Annotated in this window: 16 protein-coding genes, 2 pseudogenes and 1 other annotated feature; of the genes and pseudogenes, 10 read left to right on the top strand and 8 right to left on the bottom strand. The window is 63.6% G+C overall.

The window, feature by feature from the left end; genetic code table 11:
* Window positions 1-983, top strand: a 983-nt coding sequence (sctC, locus tag G3O06_RS23820; RefSeq protein WP_205817712.1) for a type III secretion system outer membrane ring subunit SctC, incomplete at its 5' end; no start/stop codon positions are given.
* A gap of 51 nt (window positions 984-1,034) precedes the next feature.
* On the opposite strand, the pseudogene G3O06_RS23825 reads toward sctC, so the two are convergent.
* Window positions 1,035-1,223: pseudogene (locus G3O06_RS23825) on the bottom strand (IS3 family transposase); the annotation flags it as partial.
* Between the two features lie 355 nt (window positions 1,224-1,578).
* Between G3O06_RS23825 and G3O06_RS23830 the strand changes: the two are divergent.
* From G3O06_RS23830 to G3O06_RS23860, 7 genes are all read left to right on the top strand, one after another.
* A complete protein-coding gene (locus G3O06_RS23830; RefSeq protein WP_174968768.1) occupies window positions 1,579-2,775 on the top strand; it encodes an FAD-dependent oxidoreductase in 1,197 nt (398 codons plus the stop codon).
* A gap of 33 nt (window positions 2,776-2,808) precedes the next feature.
* On the top strand, window positions 2,809-4,800 hold the full coding sequence (locus G3O06_RS23835) for a hypothetical protein (protein ID WP_205817713.1): 1,992 nt from the start codon (window positions 2,809-2,811) through the stop codon (window positions 4,798-4,800).
* Window positions 4,801-5,013: 213 nt separating this feature from the next.
* Window positions 5,014-6,540 carry a ferritin-like domain-containing protein gene (locus tag G3O06_RS23840; protein WP_205817714.1) on the top strand — a complete coding sequence of 509 codons (1,527 nt, stop codon included), beginning with the start codon at window positions 5,014-5,016 and terminating at the stop codon, window positions 6,538-6,540.
* A 9-nt stretch (window positions 6,541-6,549) separates the two neighbouring features.
* Window positions 6,550-7,986 (top strand): hypothetical protein, encoded by a 1,437-nt coding sequence (locus tag G3O06_RS23845; protein WP_205817715.1) that lies wholly within the window; start codon window positions 6,550-6,552, stop codon window positions 7,984-7,986.
* Entirely contained in the window at window positions 7,976-8,839 is an 864-nt protein-coding gene (locus tag G3O06_RS23850; RefSeq protein WP_174968764.1) for a hypothetical protein, read from the top strand. The genes G3O06_RS23845 and G3O06_RS23850 overlap by 11 nt, the downstream gene beginning before the upstream one ends.
* The gene (locus tag G3O06_RS23855) at window positions 8,829-10,241 is read left to right on the top strand and encodes a radical SAM protein (RefSeq protein ID WP_205817716.1); all 1,413 of its coding nucleotides are present in this window, start codon (window positions 8,829-8,831) and stop codon (window positions 10,239-10,241) included. Before G3O06_RS23850 ends, G3O06_RS23855 begins: the two co-directional genes overlap by 11 nt.
* On the top strand, window positions 10,238-11,752 hold the full coding sequence (locus G3O06_RS23860; protein ID WP_205817717.1) for a tryptophan 7-halogenase: 1,515 nt from the start codon (window positions 10,238-10,240) through the stop codon (window positions 11,750-11,752). Before G3O06_RS23855 ends, G3O06_RS23860 begins: the two co-directional genes overlap by 4 nt.
* Window positions 11,753-12,092: 340 nt before the next feature.
* Here G3O06_RS23860 and G3O06_RS23865 read toward each other — a convergent pair whose 3' ends face one another.
* Entirely contained in the window at window positions 12,093-12,521 is a 429-nt protein-coding gene (locus G3O06_RS23865; RefSeq protein WP_205817718.1) for a hypothetical protein, read from the bottom strand.
* Window positions 12,522-12,766: 245 nt separating this feature from the next.
* Between G3O06_RS23865 and G3O06_RS23870 the strand changes: the two are divergent.
* Together G3O06_RS23870 and G3O06_RS23875 are read left to right on the top strand one after the other, a co-directional pair.
* A pseudogene (locus tag G3O06_RS23870) lies at window positions 12,767-13,248 on the top strand (transposase); the annotation flags it as partial.
* Window positions 13,048-13,164: a sequence feature (AL1L pseudoknot), on the top strand. It overlaps the preceding pseudogene by 117 nt.
* 131 nt (window positions 13,249-13,379) lie before the next feature.
* Window positions 13,380-13,580 carry a hypothetical protein gene (locus G3O06_RS23875; protein ID WP_241020217.1) on the top strand — a complete coding sequence of 67 codons (201 nt, stop codon included), beginning with the start codon at window positions 13,380-13,382 and terminating at the stop codon, window positions 13,578-13,580.
* A 265-nt stretch (window positions 13,581-13,845) separates the two neighbouring features.
* On the opposite strand, the gene G3O06_RS23880 is transcribed toward G3O06_RS23875, so the two are convergent.
* The 6 genes from G3O06_RS23880 to G3O06_RS23905 all read right to left on the bottom strand — a co-directional run bounded on the left by G3O06_RS23880 (window position 13,846) and on the right by G3O06_RS23905 (window position 20,230).
* Window positions 13,846-14,502: a hypothetical protein gene (locus tag G3O06_RS23880; RefSeq protein ID WP_205817719.1), complete on the bottom strand. Its 657-nt coding sequence runs from the start codon at window positions 14,500-14,502 to the stop codon at window positions 13,846-13,848.
* Between the two features lie 63 nt (window positions 14,503-14,565).
* Window positions 14,566-15,450, bottom strand: coding sequence for a lysozyme inhibitor LprI family protein (locus G3O06_RS23885; protein ID WP_205817720.1), 885 nt, complete (start codon window positions 15,448-15,450; stop codon window positions 14,566-14,568).
* Window positions 15,451-15,588: 138 nt separating this feature from the next.
* Window positions 15,589-16,425 carry a hypothetical protein gene (locus tag G3O06_RS23890; RefSeq protein WP_205817721.1) on the bottom strand — a complete coding sequence of 279 codons (837 nt, stop codon included), beginning with the start codon at window positions 16,423-16,425 and terminating at the stop codon, window positions 15,589-15,591.
* Window positions 16,426-16,458: 33 nt separating this feature from the next.
* The gene (locus G3O06_RS23895) at window positions 16,459-18,330 is read right to left on the bottom strand and encodes a hypothetical protein (protein WP_205817722.1); all 1,872 of its coding nucleotides are present in this window, start codon (window positions 18,328-18,330) and stop codon (window positions 16,459-16,461) included.
* Between the two features lie 173 nt (window positions 18,331-18,503).
* Entirely contained in the window at window positions 18,504-19,334 is an 831-nt protein-coding gene (locus G3O06_RS23900) for a hypothetical protein (RefSeq protein ID WP_205817723.1), read from the bottom strand.
* The gene (locus G3O06_RS23905; protein WP_205817724.1) at window positions 19,325-20,230 is read right to left on the bottom strand and encodes a hypothetical protein; all 906 of its coding nucleotides are present in this window, start codon (window positions 20,228-20,230) and stop codon (window positions 19,325-19,327) included. Before G3O06_RS23905 ends, G3O06_RS23900 begins: the two co-directional genes overlap by 10 nt.
* Window positions 20,231-20,492 lie beyond the last annotated feature (262 nt).

Below are 20,492 nucleotides of genomic sequence, written 5' to 3' on the forward strand. Positions count from 1 at the left end.
TCATGGTTGCCGCCGCGATCGCCAATCCGGGCGCGGCGCGCGTGTCGGGCGCCGGCTGGCCCGACGCGAGCGGCGGTGCGAACGGCGTACCGGCGGGCGCGAGCGATTCGACCGACCTGCCGGTGATCCAGGCCGATCCGCGCACGAACTCGATTCTCGTGCGCGACGTGCCGGAACACATGACGCAGTATCCGGACCTGATCGCGCTCCTCGACGTCAAGCCGCGTTTGATCGAGATCGAGGCGCGCATCATCCAGATCGACGAAGGCGCGCTCAAGCAGCTCGGCGTCGACTGGCGCGCGCACAACAGCCATATCGATCTGCAGACGGGCACGGGGCTCACGTCGCAGAACTCGTATGCGAATGGTTCGCTGAATCCGACATTCGGTTCGATCACGCTGCCTGGCAACGATTCGGTTGGCCTGCCGGCGAGCCCGCTCGGTTTGTCACTGACGGCCGTGCTCGGCGACGCGGGCCGCTATCTGCTCGCGCGCATCAACGCGCTCGAATCGTCGAACCAGGCGCGCACCGACGCGAGCCCGAAAGTCACGACGCTCGACAACGTCGAAGCGGTGATGGACAACAAGAAGCAGTTCTTCGTGCGCGTCGCGGGCTACACGTCGGCCGACCTGTACAGCATCTCGACGGGCGTGTCGCTGCGCGTGCTGCCGATGGTCGTCGAGGAGGGCGGGCGCACGCAGATCAAGCTCGACGTGCGGATCGTCGACGGCGAGCTGTCGCGGCAAACGGTCGACAACATTCCGGTGATCGAATCGAACGAGATCAACACGCAGGCGTTCATCGAGCAGGGGCAGGCATTGCTGATCGCCGGCTACAAGGTGGATGCGCGCTCGAGCACGCAATCGGGCATACCGGTGCTGTCGAAGCTGCCGCTCGTCGGCGCGCTGTTCCGCGCGACCGACAGACAGGACGGACATAGTGAGCGGCTCTTTCTCGTGACGCCGCGTGTGATCGAGCCTTGAACGGGCGGCGGCCGGGTGTGAGGTCGGACGGAGTTCGTGGAGGCCAACGGGTTAAGCTGCGATCTGATTCAGATAGAAGCGCTGCGCGAACGCGACAGGCGATTGGTAATTCAGACGCGCCTTCGTGCGTTGCCGGTTGTAGAAGATTTCGATGTATTCGCTGTTGGCAAGGCGTGCCTGTTCGCGCGTAGCGAAGCGTTGATGATAGATCAGCTCGTTCGTCGGCGTTCCCCAGAAGGATCGGTGGAACCTTATCGATCCGGTCCGAGGTCATGTACCACATCTACATCGGCCATAAGAACATAGGAAGAAACCCTGATTCGTCGCGACGAACCGGGATTGAGATCTCAACCTCCTGTCAAGATTGCCAGCTTGCTCACATACCGTCACTCGGCATGTAATTTGACCGCAGCGGCTGGCTAAGCGTGATACGGACGACGACGCATCGCCAGGCATGAAATCGGTGTAATCAATTCCGCTTTTCAAAGCCTCTCTGAAGCTCGACTTAGCAACTCGGCCATTGCTGCATCGATCGGGACCGTGATCTCGCGGATCGCTGAAATCGATTTGCTTCCGGATGCCCTGGAGCCCCAACATGCACGACGCAACGCATCGCTATGACGTTATCGTTGTCGGTGGAGGGCCCATGGGCCTGTCGACCGCCTACCATCTCGGCAAGCGCAAGGCCAGGACGCTGGTGCTCGAGCAGTTCACCTTCGTGAACCAGCTTGGCAGCTCGGCCGGCGTGTCGCGCCAGTTCCGCATTCCCTATCCCGACGCCTACATGGTCAAGCTGGTCAAGCAGTCGATCCCCTATTGGGACGAGTTGCAAGGCTTGACGCCGCTGCCGCTCATGGACACGGTCGGCACCTTGTGGTTCGGCGATCCGTCAGTCAAGTCGACAGAGGGCAATATCCCCGCCGCCGAGCAAGCGCTGAAGGCCGAAGGGGTTGCCTATGAAACGCTGGATGCGCACGAGTTGGAGAAGCGTTTTCACTTTCGCAATCTGCCGTCGACGTATACGGGACTATTTCAGGCCCAGGGCGCCAGCATCGATCTCGCGGCCACGCAGCGGACGCTGCTCGACTGGAATCAGCGCTCTCCCTTCGTGCAGCTGTTGCAGGAGGCGCCGGTCATCGGCATCGAGCGTCGGCAGGGCCTCTTTGAAGTGAAGACTCCGCTTGGGACCTTCAGTGCCGAAAAACTGGTGCTGACGCCGGGCCCCTATGCCGACGACGTGTTCAAGCTGCTGGGGTTCCGTATCGCGGCGACCTACTGGAATATGGCCTCGGCCTACTACCGCAAGACCCGGCCGGATATCCAGTACCCCACCTGGTTCGTTTTCCAGAACCCGGTGGGCGACAACGGCAACCAGTTCTACGGCTTCCCGGAGGTCGCCTGGAATTACCCGGGCTATATCCGTGTCGCTTCCGATTTTGTCCTCGCGCCGCTGACGTCCCCCGATCAGCGCACGCCCATTCCGAATCCTCAGGAACTCGCGTTCACGGCCGAATGGGTCGGTGAGCACATGGAGGGTCTCGAGCCGGTTCCGCGCTTCACGTCGACCTGCCTCGTTGCACTCAGCAAGATCGCGAACAAGGAATTGCTGATCGACTTCGCGCCCGACTATGTGCCGAACCACCGCGACATCGTCATCTATGCGACCGGCTGGGCCGGAAAGTTCGTTCCGCTGCTAGGCGAAATTCTTTGCCAGTTGACCCTGGACGGTCATACCCCATTCGACATCTCGCACTTCTCCACCGGTAGCCGCTATTTCAACAAGCTGGCCTGAGCGCAGGCCGCGCATCTACGGGAGCAGGACACCATGGCAAGCAAGACCTACTCGATCTTCGGGTGCGGTGCGGCCGGTCTATACACGGCCTGGCGACTGTTGAATGGCCAGACGCGAGCGGGGGGCGATCCGCATCGGCAGTTGCAGCAGGGCGACGTCCTGGAACTCTTCGACTGGGGCAAGTACGATTTTTCGAAGGAATTTCAGGGCACCCGTGCACCCGGTGCCCGGGTCTGCACCTGGCACTACCAGAACAATCCCGACCATTCGTACCTCGAGTTGGGCGGCATGCGCTATTCGCAATGGAACGGCCAAAATGATGGTAAAGCGCAGGGCCACCGGCTGGTCACGACGGTGATCGCCAAGCTCGGGCTCGACCGCTATGCCGTGCCTTTCAACGAATCGAGCGATCCCCTCTATTACCTGCGCGCCAGGAATCTCTATCAAAGCGATATTTCTTCGCGCAATCCGGCGCCGTACGCGGCCAACAACTTTGGTGCCGCGACCACGCCCGACCAGGGCTTCGCCGTCGTCGAAGCGGTGGCGGTCACGAGCGCCAGTGGTCCGAGCACACGCAAGCAGTGGGACGCGTTTTATCAGCATGGCCGCATCACGGCCGAACTGCCGTCGAGCTCCATCTTCCAGAAAGGCGATTTGCTCAAGGACATCGGCTATTGGAACCTGATGTACGACCAGCTCGGCTCGGAAGGCTATCAGTACGCCGCGGACGGCAACGGATACTCGTCCAACGTGATCAACTGGAATACCGCGGTCGCCTTCGAGGCGAACAACGAATTCACGCCGGGCAATCAGTACATGACGCTGACGACCGGCTACTCGGGCATGTTTCACGCATTGTTTGCGGCCATCGAGCAGTTGGCGAGGCAGCGGGGCGTCACGCTTCAGTATTACCCGAACCAGCGGCTGCGCTCCATCCATGTCGAGAACGGCGTCGTCCATTACACGATCGCGACGCGGGAAGATCCCTACCGGGAGGCTGCCCGTCGGGCCACGGCGGCCGCCTGGCTGGCCATGCCGCGCGCGGCGCTCGAACAGGTTGCCCAAGGCTCCCGCTATGACGATCGGGGCGAACTGGACGTCCTGAACGACCAGAAGGTCAAACTTTATCTCGAGTCGGCCATCATGCAGCCGTCTTACAAGGTCGGCATGTTCTTCGAGAAGGCGTGGTGGTTGGACCCGGCTACACCCTATCCGCCAAAGATCGAAGGCTACGTAGTAACGGATGCCGTGATCGCGTCGCTCAAGGAGCAGGATTTTCCGCCAGTGTTCGTGCAGGCGATGTCCGATTCGGACACGATCCTGAATGTCCAGTTCGCGAGCGCCGACGCGCTGGTCAAGGCTGTGGAAGAGGCTGCCGGCGAGCGGATGACCGTCAAACAGGAAACGTTGCTGCTCGCCGTCGCAAAGCGCAACACCATGGGACCGAGCGTGACCGACACGCCGATCCGCATGGTGGTCTACTTCGGCAATAACGCGGCTGACAAGAATGCAAAGCCGGTCTACGGCCTGCTGGCTTCCTACGACGATGAAACCTTCACCACGTTTTGGCGCGAGTTGGAGCTTGGGCCGAAGGAAGAGCGGCATGTGCCGATCGCCGACGATATCCAACCCCTGATCGGGCCGCGCAAGGTGCCCGACAGAATGGTCAAGATGCTGCGAAAGCAGCTGGCGGAATTGCACTTTGGGCCGAACTCGGACTTTGCGGACGTGCCCGAGCCGCTCGAGGCGGCCTATGTCGACTGGTCGCTGCCGCCGTTCCGTGCGGGCTACCACGCGTGGGCCGCGCACTACGACGTTGCCGACGTCCAGCAAAAAATACGCAAGCCGTCGCAGCTGATCGACGGCAAGGATGCGCCCATCTTTATCGTGGGGGAGTGCTACTCAAACGATCAGGCCTGGGTGGAAGGCGCCTATTGCACGGCGGAATCGGTGCTCAACGATTTCTTCGACATCGAGCCGTTGATTGACGATTCCGAATACCCGTTCATCTGCCAGCCGATCTGATTGTCCGGCGCCTGCGGTCGCAGTTGAACGTGCCGCAGATCTCCACGGAGAGCCGAAGCCGGGAAAGACGAGCGGGCGGGGTGGCGCCGCGCCCGCTCGAATGACCGCGCGGCGGGTCGAACGACGTTTGGCGCGCATCAGTACCGAAATACCAGCCATTCCCTGCAGTACTGCACGACCCTCTATTTCAGACGTAGGTAATAAGGAGCGGCAATGCAATCTCTCAGACTGTGGCGGCATCTCGCGCCCGGCGGTTCATCCCCAGGGCGGCTTGCGCGTGGCAAGCTGGCCGCCGAAGGCCCTTCCACCAAGCCTGTGCTCAACAATGAGCTATCGACGCGCGACTACGTCACCTACCTGCTGTCCATCGATGCGGAAATCGAGCATTGCCTGATGGTGCAGTACCTGTACGCCGGTTATTCGCTGGGCGGGCCGCAGGTGCCGGAGGCGTTTCGCGACACGGTCCGCAATTGGCAGGAGACCATCCTCGGCATCGCCAAGGAGGAGATGGGCCACCTGATCACGGTGCAGAACGTGCTGCGCCTGATCGGCTCGCCCTTGCATTTCGAGCGTGACGATTACCCGTGGGATACGCCGTTCTATCCGTTCCCTTTCATGCTCGAACCGCTGACGCTCGATTCGCTCGCGAAATACGTCTATACGGAGGCGCCGCTCGATTGGGACGGCGGCGAGCTGGGCAAGGATATCCGCCGGCGCGTCGGCGAGCAGGCATCCAATCCTCATCAGGTCGCCGAGCTGTTTCATACGCTGATTCCGCTCGTCAGGGACCACCTGCCCGATGATGTCTTCCAGGCCGACACCTACCGCTGCCAGGCGGATTTTGCCGAATGGGGACGCGGGTATAAGGGCGGCCACAGGGGCGGCGGCGGTCGCTCTCTAGGCGGAACGCCGGACGTGCTCGTGATGCCCGCCACCTCGCGCGACGACGCGGTGGACGCGCTGGAAAAGATCTCCAAGCAGGGGGAGGCGCCCCACGGCAAGGATCCCTCGCATTTCGTGCGCTTTTTGCGGATCTATGTCGAGATGCTTGCGGTCCTCGAAGGCGAGCTGTGCGGCGCCGACATCTGGCTTGCCGCACGCCCCGACGACTTTCTCGAAGAAGCCTGGACGGAAGCCTATCCGGCAGCGGCGGCCGAGCTGCACGCGGCGAAGGTAGACGACACCTGGCGGCCTTCGCGGCCCGTTGCGGTCAATCCCTACGTGGCGCTCGACCCCGAGCTCGAGCCGGAGCAGGGCGGTGCACCCGTGACGCCCATCACCGAGCCGGTGACCCAGCTGTGGGCGTCGCTGTTCAACCTGCGCTACCGCATGCTGCTGCAGTACCTGATCCACAGCTTCACGCTCTACGGCGGGCTCAATGCGGCCGGGCAGTTCACGCCGCGCGGCACGATCGTCAATGCGGCGTTCGGCGAGATGTACAACCTGCGCGCGCTCTCGGAGATCCTGATGCAGTCGCGCGTGTCGATCGAGCCGGACGCGTCGCTCGCGGGGCCGCCGTTCCAGATGCCCTATACGCTCAACAGCCCGTTCGGAGAGGCAAACCGCTGGCGCGGGCACCTCGATCTGCTCGCGGCATCGGAGAGCCTCGTGGTGGACTTGCTGGCCAACACCGATGCCGGGCGCCATCCGTATTTGCTCAGTCTGCGCGAAGCCGACAAGAGCCTGGCCGCTGTCGCCAGGCGCATCCTGTCCGGCGACGTCGATCTGGCGCTACTCTAGGAGCCGCACATGCCGATACTGGAACTCCGGATTTTGCCGCCCATCGCGGTCGGCAGGCTGGGCGCCGCGGCGACGCCGCTGGAAGCGTTCGACCTCGTCGTCGATCCCGACAACCCGCTCGACTTTCGACGCATCGTGCCGTGCACCACGCTGGAGGTGGATCCCGAAAGCGGCGAGATCGTGAAGGCCTATGTGCCCGACACGATTCGCTTCAAGGACGCGAACAGGAAGGTGCGGCCTGTCGCGCCTTTTCTCGAAGTGTTTGCGCGCACGAGCGAGGCGCCCCATACGCTGCAGCCGCTCACGCTGCAATTGCTCGCGGCGGAACAACTCGATCTCGATGCCCTGCATTGGGATATCCATCTGGGCAACATCAAGATCTACCGCCGCACCAACGACACGAACGACAAGATCCACGCGAACCTGACCGGCCTCAAGGATCACAAGCGGCACGCGATGCAAGGCCATTGCGAGCACTTTCGCCCGGGGCGGCATCTTCCGCTCGGCCACGTCCAGTTCGTGAAGCCGACGGCGCAGTTCCCCGAGATCCGCCTGCGCTACACCCCTGCCGCTGGTATCGTGTACGGCACGCGGCTGGTGCGCCGCACCTCGGACAAGGAACGCGAAGACAAGCTGGAGCTCGATCCCGTCATCGATCGCGACCATCTCCTGCTCTACGCCGAGACGCCGGGCAAGTGGCTCGGCTTCAGGGAGGCGGGCGGCCCCACGAAGGCGCATCCCGCGCCGACCAACCCCGCGCAGATTTTTGCCGGATACGCCGACAAGGATGGCAATCAAGTCAGCTGGGGCTATCTCGACGACGAATGCGATGGCCACGTGCAAGTCGTGCTGACGAGGAAGGACGGCTCCACGCTGCGCGCGCACGGCTATATCGGTGCCGGGCCGCCGGCCTATGCGCCCGATACCATGCCGGTGCGCGTGGTGTCTGACGAGATGGAGCAGATTCTCCACGGCATCCACGTCCCGGAAGAGAGCGTATCGATCGACGAAGCCACGGAGATCGTCCTGCGTGCGCTCGAAACGATCCGCCTCATGAACACCGCCGTGATGAACGGCAACCCGGTCAACGGAAGGCTCAACGTCGCGAGCACGATGGTGCGGCAGAACACGGCCGACTTCGAGCGCTATTACGAGCCGATCGCCGCCGAATCGATCGTCGACAATCTCGCGCTGCGTGCGCTGCACGAGCGCGTGTTCAGCACGCTGGCGGCGGGTGGCGCGCCGTGGTTCGCCAAGCTGCTGCGCCAGCCCGAGGACATCGGCGACCTGACCGCCGAGGGCTTGCGCAAGATGCCGGCCCTGATGCGCGGGGCGGATGGCCGTAGCCTGACGCTCACGCGCCGCCACATCAACCTTGTGATCAAGGCGGCGCGAGACGCGATGTTCGGACAACCTGATCCGAAGGGAGACAAGCATGTCGGCTAACGATCCGAACGTTCCGAAAGACCTCGAGCAGCCCGGCAACGGGGAGATCCGCGCGTCCAACCTGACCGCGCAGATTCACCATCGCGGCGTGGGCAACCCGGCCTCGGTGATGCCGCGCACGGCGATTTCGAATTGCTTCCCGGGCCTGGAGTTCGATTTCCGCAATCTCTGGCGGCGCGCATTCGTAGGCATCACCCTGGTCGAGAACAACAACTACGTCGTCGATGCGGAGCCGGGCTACGAACATCTCAAGACGCGCCGCCTGCTGAGCTTCGACGGCCACAAGGTCGGCACGATGGTCCTCACGAAAGGGCCGGTGCTGCCGGACGGGGATCCTGTCACGCTGGCGAGCAAGCCCAATCCGAATGCGGTGTCGTTCATGGAGTGGTCGAACTCCATCGCACGCATCGTGCATTTGCAGGGCAAGTCGGTCGAATGCGAATTCACGGCTCACGAGAACGCCCTGGAAGAGGTGTACTACGACCACGGCAAAACCGAGACCCTGAAGGCGACACTCACGCTGAGGCGCTTTTTCGAGGGCGACACCGCCAGCTTCAACCTCGAGATGCTGAAGCCGGGCGAGCTGACGCAAGGCCTCTGCGCGCCCTGGCAGAACGACTATCGCGAATGCGCGTGCTACTACTGGGCCGCGTCGCGACCCGACTTCGTCAATGTCGAGCCGGGCGACGACGGGCTGGCGCGCGGCGACATGTGGCTCTCCAAGCGCCGCACGGGCACGTACGTGCCGGACAATCGCGTCGACACGCGGTTGTGGTCCTACGACGATCTGTTCCGGTCCTGGCAGGAGGATCTGCAGTTCGTGATCCGCGGCAAGGATGCCGATGAAACCTGACCTCGCCGTCGAGCCGCTCGCGCCGCTGGCATCGGCGATGGCGGCGCGCATCGTCAAGGCGTCGCGCCCGCGGCATCCCGGAATCCACGTGGTCGAGGATGCGGAGGGCGCGCAGCTGTTGCTCGTGAACGGAAGCCGCCTGTTTCACGTGCCGCACGATCTGCATGACGCGTTTCAGGCAGCGCTCGAGGACGGGGATGCGCAGGCCGTCGCCTCGCTGGTCGCGAGCCGCGGGCTCGACATGCGCCCGGCGATCGACGACGAGCCTTTGACCGAGATGCCGGTGCACGCGTTGTCGCTTGCCGTCGCGCAGAAATGCAATCTCGGCTGCACCTATTGCTACGCCCAGCAAGGGGAATTTGGCGGCAAGGCGAAGAACATGCCGCTCGAAACCGCGCTTGCGGCAGTCGACCTGCTGATCGAGCAGGCGAGTGAGGGCGGCAAGATCAATCTTGCATTCATGGGCGGTGAGCCGCTCGCCAATCGCGCGGTGCTGCGCGCGGCGACTGTCCACGCGCGGGAGCGTGCCGATGCCCGCGGAATCCGATGCCAATTTTCAGTGACGACGAACGGCAGTCTGCTGCAGGAAGACGACGGGGCGTTCTTCGAAGAGCACGGCTTCGCTGTCACCGTCAGCCTCGACGGCCCCGCGCCCGTGCATGACCGCTTGCGTCCGTTCAAGGGCGGCATGGGCTCGTTCGATCACATCGTCGAGCGCGTGACGCCGTTGCTTGCGCGCCAGCGGCACATGCAGGTCTCGGCGCGCGTGACCGTCACGCCGTTCAATCTCGACTTGCCGAGCACGCTCGATACTTTCGTCGACATGGGGTTCCACAGCGTCGGCTTCTCGCCGCTGCTGCGCGCTTCGAACGGCCGCGCGGAAATGGGCCCGGACGATATGGCAGACATGCTGCAGGGGATGATCGCCTGCGGGCTCGCGTTCGAGCAAAAGGTCATGCGCGGCGAGCGCTACCCGTTCTCGAACATGCAGAACGCGCTGCGCGAAATCCAGCGCGGCACGCATCGGCCGTATCCGTGCGGCGCAGGGGCGGGGTATTTCGGCGTCTCCGCCGATGGCGAACTGGCGGCGTGTCACCGCTTCGTCGGCGACGAGGCCGGCGTCATGGGGCATCTTTCCACGGGCGTCGATCAGGCGCGCCAGACGATCTGGCTCGCCGAGCGTCACGTGCACCAGCAACAGCCCTGCAATGGATGCTGGGCGCGCTATCTTTGCGGTGGCGGATGCCATCACGAAGTCCTCGAGCGCGGACGCAGCGCCTGCGATTACATCCGCGGCTGGCTGCACTATGCGATCGGCGCGCACGGCAGGCTCGCGCGCTATGCGCCGGCCTGGTTTGCCGGTTCGCCCGGCGCGTCGTCCAGTGGTGCGGGAGCGGCGTGAATCGCACGTTCGACATGCTCGTGACTGGCGCCGGTCCCGCTGGCCTGTGCGTGGCGCTTCGCTTGAACCATCTCGGGCATCGCGTGCTGCTCGTCGAGCGAAGCCCGCTATGGCCTCGTCCGCAGATCGGGGAAGCGCTGACGCCGGGTGTCAGAAACATCATCGGCTACCTCGACGCGGACGAGGTGCTCGAATCCGTTCCCATCCTCGCAGGCAAGCCCACGAGCGTACGTTGGACGAGCGAATCGATCGAGACGGTGGCGCACGACGGCGCCGTCGTGGAGCGCGCCGCATTCGATGCGGCGCTGCTGCGCCTGGCCGTGGCGCGCGGCGTGGAAGTGCTGCGGCCGGCGAGCCTCGCGCAAGTCGCCGGAGCGCCCGGTGCCTGGCGTGTGCAAATCGCTACGCCCGACGGGCTGCGGAACATCGAGGCGCATGTGCTGCTCGATGCCCAGGGCCGGCAGAGCCGGCGTGAGCCGCAGCGCTTGCAAGCGCCTCGGCTGTCCACGGTATGGGCCGAAGCCGCGATGGAAACACCGGCTGCGCATGCCGATGCCGCCACGCGCGTGGAAGCGCTCGATGACGGATGGATGTGGGGCGCCGCGCTGCCGGGCGGCCGTTACCGCGTGATGTTCACGTTCGATCCCTCCACGCGGGACGATGCGCTCGAACGCGAGCCGGAGTCTGTCTTGCGCAGCGCCTGCACGCGAAGTGCCTTGTTCAAGGACATGGCAGGTGTGCGTTGGTGCGATTCGCCGCGCATGTGCGTATCGACGCCCTACGTCGACGCGCTCTCCTGGCAGGACGGACGCATCAAGCTCGGCGACGCGGCCTTCGCGCTCGACCCGATCTCGTCCTCGGGCGTCGAGAAGGCGATGCGCTTCTCGCTCCAGGCCGCTATCGCGATCAACACGTGGTGCCGGGCAAGCGATGCCTCGGAGCGCGAACTGGCGCAGCGCTTTTACGAATCGCGCCTGATCGAAAGCGCGGCGCGTCACCTCGCATGGACCGCCGGGTACTACCGTCAGGCATGGTGCGCCGAAGCGCCTTTCTGGCGCCTGCGCTCGACGCCTGCATTGACGTCCGATACGGTTGCGACGTCCTCGCTCGGCGACGAAGCCGCGGCGCGCGTAGACCTCATGACGCACGCGCTGCAAGACGAATTGGCGCACGTACCGTCGAACCAGCCCCAGCCGAGCGAGCCCGTGCCTCCGTTGCCCTTGCACAGTCCGATCCGCTTTGCCCGCAATACCGGCATTGTCGTGGTGCCTTGCGCGACCGGCGACCGCGTCACCGCGCATCCCGCCTTGCAGCATCCGAGTCTTGATCGACCCGTCGCGTTCTGGAATGGCGTGGCGCTGTTTCCGCTCCTCGACATGTTGACGCGGGCAACGCATCCGCTCGAGCTGATTGCGTTTCTCGGCAGATCGATGGAAGTGGCCAGGGCGCAACAGCTGCTCGAATGGCTGTGGAGCAAGCAAATGGTCGAGCCCGCTGTCTTCGGTGCGTGAATACCTGTTATTGGGCGGCGCGAGCACGCTCGCTTCGTGACCGCTTGTCCCGTCGTGCAGCAATGCTTCCCGGACTATCGCTCGTCTGTTGCGGGAACACGACTTAATTTGCCGAAGACTGGCATCGGTCGTGTTCGAGGCGCCGGTTCGAGCTCCGCTTTTGACGGTGATATAAGGATCCCAGGAGACGTAGCCCTAAAGTTGTGCTTGCAGGCCATTGCTCGGCCAGCCCAGTGCAGGGTAAGGCTCGACGGCTCGATATTGCAAACCGGGCCGCTGCCGGCTTTACGAGGGCAGATATTTCTGCCCTCGTGATAGAACAGAGAAAATCTTGCAACTATCACTTAAAGGAGTCGGCCGGGCTTCGTTCCCACTGTTGGGAGCTCGCTCTGCCATTGAATTGAAAGACGATAATACTGTTGCCGTCCGTCAGGTAACCACCGTAATTGTCGATGACGTACGAATGGTCGGTCACATTTCGAAGATAGGGGGCGTCATATCTCCATTGTTGAGTAGCCGTTGCAGCGCCGGTGTATGCTGCAAGAACAAAATTCGTATTGTCAGTTAAGCTTTGGCCATCCAGAACAAGGGTATTGCTGGTGGATGCTAGTGCAATTGAGTTGTCTTCGGTTCGAAATGTCCAGGTGTAGAGGGACGAGTCAGCATTATCTTTGTTGCGCAAGACGATAGGGGCGCCAACGTATGTGTCAGAAGCTGCAATGACCCAGTTGGGCTGTCCGGCAAGGTGGATGACGTAGCGAAGGTCCATTTTTATCTCCGTGGTTAATTCCAGAATGAAATTAAAGAATCGATGTGCTAAGTGATGACGCCAGTGGCGTCCTCACGTCTTCCAGCTAGCAAAGCGTCACCTTCAGAGAATTCAAGGCTTGAGGAAGAGTGCTTGCAGCATAGGAAGGATTGACGCGCGAATCGATTACACGTGATTACAGTTCGCTGTGCGGTATGAACCGCCCCGGATTTTATGGAGGCTCCAACTCTTGAGAGATTTGAGCGATGAACAAGAAGGCAACCAAGTTTTCTCCGGAAGTCCGAGTGCGCGCGGTTCGCCTGATGCGCGAGCAGCGTAGCGAACATCCGTCGATGTGGGCGGCGATCGAATCGATTGCGCCGATGATCGGCTGCACACCGCAGACACTGCACGAGTGGGTCAAGCGCGACCAGGTCGACCACGGTGAGCGCGATGGCGTAACCACAAACGAGCGCGAGCGCCTCAAGGCCTTGGAGCGCGAAGTCAAGGAGTTGCATCGCGCCAACGAGATTCTCAAGGTCGCGAGCGCGTTTTTCGCCCAGGCGGAGCCCGACCGCCGTTTCAAGTCCTGAAGGCCTTCATCGATCAGCATCGCGACACCTTCGGGGTCGAGCCGATCTGCCAGGCCTTGCGGATTGCCCCGTCGGGTTACCGATGCCATGCCGCGCAGCTTCGTGATCCGTCGCGGCGCTTCGTTCGCGCAATCCGCGATGAACGTCTGCGGCCACTCCGCTCGCTGCGCCGAGCGTGGTGTCGCACGCCGTCGACGCGGATCCCGCCGGCGGGGCACCGATGGTGGCCGTGCACGTGACCCTGAAGGTCTAGCCGACGCGCGCCGGCGGTCGCGACCGGACCCGCGTGCTGGGGCGCGAAGTGCTGGCCGGGGTCGCCCGAACACCGACCCGCGACGGCGTGACGGTACTGCAGGTGCCGTTCGAGAACGACGACGCGATCGGCCGGCGCGTCGACGATGTGTTGGTAGCGATCGCGCTCACGGCCGAGCAGCATCGCTGCGTATCGGAGAGTGAGGCGTGGGCCGAGTTCGCCGACGAGCATTGACGCTGGTGAGCCGGGATTGCGGCGACGTGCAGCCGAAGCGCATGCGCGGCGTGCGCTACGAAGCTGGGTAAGCGATCAGCCTCGTCCCTCCTGCTTTCGATGAAATCCTCCACGAGCCGCGACTTTTTTTATCTCTGTAGTGTTCGTGGTGTGGGGGCTCTGCTTGGGAGGCAAGGACTTGCGAGGTTCTGAAGAAGCAGAACTGCGCGAGCGGCCCGACGTGTATTCAATACGTTCACTGCCGGCGCAAAGCGGGCGGTTTGCCCTATCGCACCAATACCGCCTTCACGCAGGCCGGCCCCAGTGGCTCGCCGCTATCGGAGAACGCCCGGAGAGGGTATACCTCGACATGCATGCGTTGCCGCTCGAAAGAATCGAAGATCCACCGACTGTGTTCACCATAATGGGTGTGGCGACTGAACCCCATCGATTCCAGTGCCTCCGTGAACTGAGCGAAAGTGGGTTCACACGTCGTCAACGGAGATGCCTGCGTTCCGGGAATCGGATCAAACATCAGATCCACACGCGGATCGATCTCACCGATCGTCACCCGCTGGATACTGAATGCCCAGTTGCCCGGCAAGCGTTGACCATAGCCGAACTGATCCTTGCCAATCGCTGTGGTCTGCACGCCAAAGATGCGGTGTACCGTTTCGGGCGTGATGTCGGTAACTTGGCTGCTTGCCTGAATCAGCGCCAGCATGCGTTGTAGCGCTTGCGTCGTGCTCAGGTTTGCTGGCGCTTGAGATTCGACAGGCGATTTGCCTGCGCGGTCCGGCGTGGCCGCGCCCGCAGGCTGTCCGTGCACGCTGCCAAACGGCATGCATAAACTCAATGCTGCCACGACAATCCGCAGCGTGACGAACATGCTGCCAGTGCGCCGGACTGCAAATTCGAGAATTTTGCTTCGTGTCTGCGTCATGCCGAATCCTTGTCATGGTTTTCGTTTCTCAACGCCGACGGACGCGCCCGATGCGCGCGGTTCTCAGCGCGCCGCGCGAGGGTAGCGGCTGTCGGTCAGGCAGGCACGTAGCCAGCCCGTGTCTTCCGTGCCAAGTTCGGCTTCGGCATCCAGCTTGGGTAGCGCCGTTGGCGCCAGGGCCGGGCGGCCTGGATGGAGATTCCAGCCGGCGGTCGACTTGCGCGGCTCATCCGCATCCGGACACGGGCTGCCGCCTTCGGAGCCGTCGCCGCAAGTTGCAACGGTTTCCAGCCTGCCCTGGACGACGTTGCCGACCAAGCGCGTCTCGTAATAGCCGCCGCTCGCCCAATCGTCTTGCAGGGTGCAGATCCTGTCCTGGTTCTGATAGCGGCGTTCGCTGAAGCATCCGTAGCTCAGTTGACCATCGTGGGGCAGGAAGTCGCATCGGGTCTCGAACCCGGCGAACGGGCCGCCCGTGAATTGCGTCAGAAACTTGCGCTGCGCAAGAGCCGTTTCAAGCAGGCGCGGTGCGGCCTTGCCGCGTTCGCTCAATGTCTCGGTGCGCTGGCGGATCGCCTGGAGCAGGCTCGCACGCAGGGCCTTGGTATTCGGTGCGCCGGGAAAATCGACCGGATCCGCGAAGCGCTTGTCACGCGCCGCGAGCCAGCGTTTCTGACTGCGTACCAGCATCGCGCGCAATTCACCATCGTTGCCCGCTTGCTGCATGATGGCCGTATAGGTTTTGCCCATTTCCGCGTCGGCGGCCTTGAGTTTTTCGTCGGCACAGATCGTGTGCTCGACGCGGTTACTGGCCTTCTTGCAGTCGATTGCATGTGCAGAAGCCGCGGTGACGAGCAGGGCGACACAGGCGACGTGCTGGATGGTGGGTTTCATGCTGGTTTCCGTGCTGATTCGGTTGTTCAAGGCCCGGGTGAGGCCGCGCTTCATGTGCGACTCGTCCGCGCAGTCGTGACCTTTCGGCGATACTCGCGCGCGGGTTTCACGACGTGACGCAGCGCCGGACGGCCAGCATCGTCGTGCCGATCAAACGGCCGGGAGCGACGATGGCGAGCGTGCCGGGCCGGGTTACTCCAGCGGCCTGAGGAGCGCCTTGGGCACGTCGTATCGCGTGCCGTCATAGACCAGCCGATGCGTGGACGTTTCCGACCTGGTCGGGCGCAGTGCGCACATGCCGTCCTTGCCCTTCGTCATGCGACGCGACAGCACTTTCTCCGTGACGACGATGTCCGCGAAACCGCTGCGCGGCGACGGAACCACGGCCAGCGTGCGTTTTCCCCCGACAGAGGTGTCCGAGCACTGCTCACCCATGACGGTGGTGTCTGCCTGGACGACCAGGCCGTCGACGACGGGGCTGACCTGATTGCCATCGAACGCATAGAGCCACAACGCGTCTTCCGAGAAGTTCTTCGGATCTACCTGACGCCCGCGCATCACCAGCAGGCCCACGGCGTTTTGCCGTGGCGCGAGCGGGTAGCGGGCACTGTCGAACCGGACTGAACGGAGTCCGAGCTGGCCGCCTGCGGTCCCGGTGTTCAGGCGCAACCGCTGCCGCAGGGTCAGGCCGGTCTTGTCGAGCACGAGCAGATCGAGACGGCCTTCCGATTCGCCGAGCGTCGCATCCTTGACGAAGGGCACTGCGGCGAGCATCAATTCGGGGTGGTCGGGCCAGATGCGGCACACGATGTGTGCGGTTTCGCCGTCGGGGTCGCCTGCGGGCGTCACGATGGTCAGGCCATCGAGCGTAAAGTTGCCGTTGCTTGGCCTGGCGCTCGGGTACGCGCTGCGCACGATGGCGGCGGCGCGATTGCCGCACGTATCGCTGTCGGCACGCGCAGCCTGTGCATTGAGCATCAGCGAGGCCATCAGGAACAGGCTGCGTGCAATGGACGGTTTGGCGGTCATGGCAATTTCCGGAGCGAGGTTCGGGGCGTGGGCTCAACGCACGCCGAGCGAATAGTCCTGGCCGTACACCGAGCGAAGTTCACCCGGCTTGCCCAGGAGCTTGAGCGGGCGATACCTGGCGTTGGACAGAATGCGCGTGGCGCGCGGGTAGAACCCCGGGTCGGATGCGAGCCCCTGTACGTGCGCCATGTCGGCCGGGATGCGAGTGAGGGTATAGCGCGTCAGGTCGCACTGGATCTGGCCGCTGACGATCTCGCAGGCTTGCTTGTCGTAGTCCGCGTTGGGCGGCGTGGGGTACAGCCCATCAATCACGATGGCTTCGCCCGGTGCGACGCTGAACGAAGCAAACTCGCGCTTGAGCCTGGTCGAGACCGCCAGCCCGTCGACGGACTTCTCCCGGGTGACGGACTTCCATCCGGCAGGCTCGGTCATCTCCGATACCGTTCTCTTCTCCGTCGCCCAGAATGCGCAGCCGCCGCCCTGGACGAAGATCGACGAGCAGTACGTATCCGTGACCTCGCGGTCACGATACTGTGCGTTGAACCATTCCTGCGACTCGATGAAGTCGGTGTTCTTCTTGGGCAGCAACGAGATCTGCCCCAGCGGTGAACGCCCCGGCTTCTGCCGGGTGCCGAGTTGCGACATCGCGTCGGAGGTCGTCTCGTAGGTGTTGCCGGCGACGGTGTAGGTACCCGGATTGACGATGTAGACGAAGTACTGGGCGTTGCCCGCCACGAAGGTCGATACATAGCCGTGCAGCCCCACTTCGTTGAATGGTTCGTCCGGCCCCACTCGTATCACGTCATGAGCATTGGCCTTGTTTTGCCAGATGGTGGTGGCCGTCACGTCGGTACGGAACGCCCATTTCTTTTGGCTGACGGCTTCGTCGCCGGTGTACTTTCTGTCGAGGTTGATGGCGGGCACGATCACGAGGGACTTGCCGGCCACCACGGCGCGGTTGATCAACCAGTCGATGCCGGCGTGCCAGCTTGCCAGCTTGCGCTCGCGAGGCAGCGCCGGGGGCTCTTTCGATTCTCCCGGTGGTGCCGCGGTTGCGGCCGCGACAAGCGAGCAGATTTCCTTGCGCAGCGTTTCGTCGTCCATCTCCTGCTTCGGGTTGAGTCGGGCGACCACGGAGATCACGCCCAGCGACTCCTCCAGCATGAAGCGGATCGGGAACGAGCGCTTCTCCCCCTGGTCCGGGAGCGGCTGGACGATCGTGACTTCGGTCAGCGTGCCGTGTCGTTCGTTCGACGTCACGCTCAGCTTTGCTGCGGTGGCAGCCTGTGTCAGCCGGGAGGCCGCGTCGGCCGGGTTCAGCGCCTTGATCGGCAACCACGTGGTGTAGTGGCGGCCGGTGACGCCATCCAGCGCGGGGCGGAAGTTGTAGGTGCAGGTGGTAAAGGCGGGCGCCCCCGGAAAGGCGTCGTTGGACGACGCGGGCGCCGTGGCCGCCACGCCGGTGCTCACTGCGTTGCGGCTCATGTCGACGCGGCCGAGCATGCCGCACATGCCGCCCCGGATGGCTTCGGGTGCTGCCTGCATGCCTGGGGGCAACGTCGTCGCCACGGAAATGGTCTTCGTGTCCTGGTTGGCCGTCAGCGTAATGGCGAATCCGCGGGCGCGGTCACTTTGCTTTTGCTGGATCGTCAGCTGGCCGGCCGAACCGGTGTAGTTCTCGTCGCCGATCAGGAAGCCGTCGCCCGTGGCAATCTGCTTGAGTTGCGCGATGGCGTTGCGTGCGTCCAGGCCCGGCACCGTGGTGAACGTCGAGAAGCGTGTCCCGGCACCGGTGTCGGCTTCACTCTTGAAATTGGCCTCGCAGCCGGCCGCGGCCGCGGCGTGGTGCGAGCCGAGACCGAGCATCAGCCCGAGGACGGCCAGGCGCAGGTGTGCGGAACTCATGATGCTGCTTCTCCCGTGTAGTGATGGTGTCGAGTCGATGTCTTCCATTCGATCAGCAGTCCGGAAGGGCGGTGGAGTACCCGAAACCTCACTGCTTCGGCTGCCTTTGCGGCGGCAAGCAGGCCCTGGTATGCGCTGCTCGTGCGAGCGTCCTGATGCCGAAGCGCTCGTGCTCAGGCGTCGGCGCCCTTGCACTGCATGCTCGCGATACGTTGGTCCGGCCTGGTGCGGTAGAACACGAAGTTAGTCGCCCCCGGCCCCTGATTGCCGCCATCTTCATCGACGTAGGTTTCCGCGAACACCGGCACGGCAGCGTTGTCGATGCTGACCCGGTAGAACACGTTCCTTTGCGTGTTCGGTGCAGTGGTGCCGTAGTCGAGCGCGCATCTGCCGGCGATGCGCTTGACCGCGGCATTGCCGCCGAACTGGCGCAGCAGAATGTCCTGCGTGTCGTCGCTCGGGTAGAACTTCCGCAGCGCAATCGACAGGACGGCAGCTGCATTGCCGTTGAGTACGACGCCGACGCGGCCTTCGTTGTCCTTCTTGACGCCGGCTTCGTCGCCGACCTTGCCGTCAGGCACATCCACGTCGCCGAAGCCGGTGAGCAGCATGTTGCCGCCACGGTAGTGCGTGGCCTCGGGGGAATGGCTGTCGGGATTGCCTAGCGGCTTCGCGTCGCTCCAGTGCACGCCGTGCACGTTGTCGAACGCCTGCCAGGTTGCCGGCTTCGTCCCTCCGAATACGCCCAACAGCGTTTGCAGCGGCGATGCTGCCGCCGTTTCCGGCACATGGGCGGCCGACAAAGACGCAGCGGACGCGGGTGCCGCCGTCGGGCTGGCGGGCGGCGTGGCGCGCTCGCACGCGTTCAGGCCGATCAGCAGGACGCCGGCGGAGAGCGCACGCCAGATGTGGGGCGGGGTTCGCATCGGCAGACGTTGCATGAGTCGCTCACGGTTTTTGTGGTGGGCAGGGCGACGCAGCCAACGATGAGTGATCAGCGGCACTTGACGTCGTAACCCGTGACGGATGGGAGGTCGCCGTCGCCTACGGTGGTCAACGTCAGCCTGCCGGCAGGGGCCGCGTACCCGAAGTCGCAAAAGCCGAGGCCGGTGCCCGCGCAGGATTCGGTCTCGACAATGCCGCGCCTGACCAGAGCGGACTGCCGAGGCTCTCCGCTGGCGCCGCCTCGCACCGGATTCCATCCATGGGCGACCAGCACCTTGCGGGCCTTGTCGATCGGCATGTTGTAGACGTTGGGCACCTTGGCGCGGCCTTTGCAGACGGAGTCTTCGTCGGCCACCTTGGACAGGCGCAGCGTGCCGTCGGCGTCAACGCGCAGGTCGCCGGCGGGCGAGGGGGCGATGTCGCCATCCCAAATGCGTACGGCGCCGCCTTCGAGCGGGGCCAGTCTGCCGATGGCGGTATCGTCCGCCGATTTGCCGTAGGCCAGCGCGATCAGCTTGCCGTTCTCGAACACGGCTACGTTGCCTTGCGTGATGCTGCAGGTGCCGCTGGTTGCGGGCTCCATCTGGCCTGCGAAGCTGACCGCGCGGTAGGGCCCCAGCGGCACGTCCGACAAGATGGCCCAACCTTGCGCTGCGACCAGTTTGGCTGCTGCCGACTTCGGCTGGATGACCCATTGCGAGCAACTGTCGCGATCGACGGGGCTCGCTGCCCTGGGCAGATTCGTGAGCGCCTTCATGCGGATGTCCTTCAACTCGGACACCACGCGTGGCGCGGGTGCATTCGTTTGTGCGGCGGCCGGCACCGTGAGCGCGAGGCCAAGCACCAGGCCGGCACCGCACAGACCCTTAGATGCGAAAGATGCGGCGACAAGCGGCAGAAAATCGGCACGCGGCATAGCGGAAGATCCGGTGAGGTCGGTGGATGCGCGCTTCAACGTACGGCGCGCCTGTGCTTGCCTGTCGCTGGCATCGCGAGTGTGCATTAACCGCCGAGCAGCGCTTTTGTGAAACGCGTTCATTTCCCAAATATTAGGAACGGGAAATATATCGCGAAGCAAAAGCACGGCGACCGTTGTGCCTGCGCCGATTGCTTCGACCTCACTGATCGCGATTCTAGTCAAAGTAGATCGACTAGTATACATTCATCATATCGTTCTTCTCGCTTCGTAAAGATGTGGATCTGATGCCACGCGGTGC

It is taken from the genome of Burkholderia sp. Ac-20345 (assembly GCF_017104825.1).
Lineage (GTDB): Bacteria > Pseudomonadota > Gammaproteobacteria > Burkholderiales > Burkholderiaceae > Burkholderia > Burkholderia lata_B.

Excerpts from the sequence above, each read along its gene's own strand:
- G3O06_RS23855 (WP_205817716.1), top strand. The coding sequence starts at position 8,829 with ATGAAACCTGACCTCGCCGTCGAGCCGCTCGCGCCGCTGGCATCGGCG.
- G3O06_RS23840 (WP_205817714.1), top strand. The coding sequence starts at position 5,014 with ATGCAATCTCTCAGACTGTGGCGGCATCTCGCGCCCGGCGGTTCATCC.
- G3O06_RS23890 (WP_205817721.1), bottom strand. The coding sequence starts at position 16,425 with ATGACCGCCAAACCGTCCATTGCACGCAGCCTGTTCCTGATGGCCTCG.
- G3O06_RS23865 (WP_205817718.1), bottom strand. The coding sequence starts at position 12,521 with ATGGACCTTCGCTACGTCATCCACCTTGCCGGACAGCCCAACTGGGTC.
- G3O06_RS23885 (WP_205817720.1), bottom strand. The coding sequence starts at position 15,450 with ATGAAGCGCGGCCTCACCCGGGCCTTGAACAACCGAATCAGCACGGAA.
- G3O06_RS23895 (WP_205817722.1), bottom strand. The coding sequence starts at position 18,330 with ATGAGTTCCGCACACCTGCGCCTGGCCGTCCTCGGGCTGATGCTCGGT.
- G3O06_RS23830 (WP_174968768.1), top strand. The coding sequence starts at position 1,579 with ATGCACGACGCAACGCATCGCTATGACGTTATCGTTGTCGGTGGAGGG.
- G3O06_RS23850 (WP_174968764.1), top strand. The coding sequence starts at position 7,976 with ATGTCGGCTAACGATCCGAACGTTCCGAAAGACCTCGAGCAGCCCGGC.
- G3O06_RS23835 (WP_205817713.1), top strand. The coding sequence starts at position 2,809 with ATGGCAAGCAAGACCTACTCGATCTTCGGGTGCGGTGCGGCCGGTCTA.
- G3O06_RS23880 (WP_205817719.1), bottom strand. The coding sequence starts at position 14,502 with ATGACGCAGACACGAAGCAAAATTCTCGAATTTGCAGTCCGGCGCACT.
- G3O06_RS23845 (WP_205817715.1), top strand. The coding sequence starts at position 6,550 with ATGCCGATACTGGAACTCCGGATTTTGCCGCCCATCGCGGTCGGCAGG.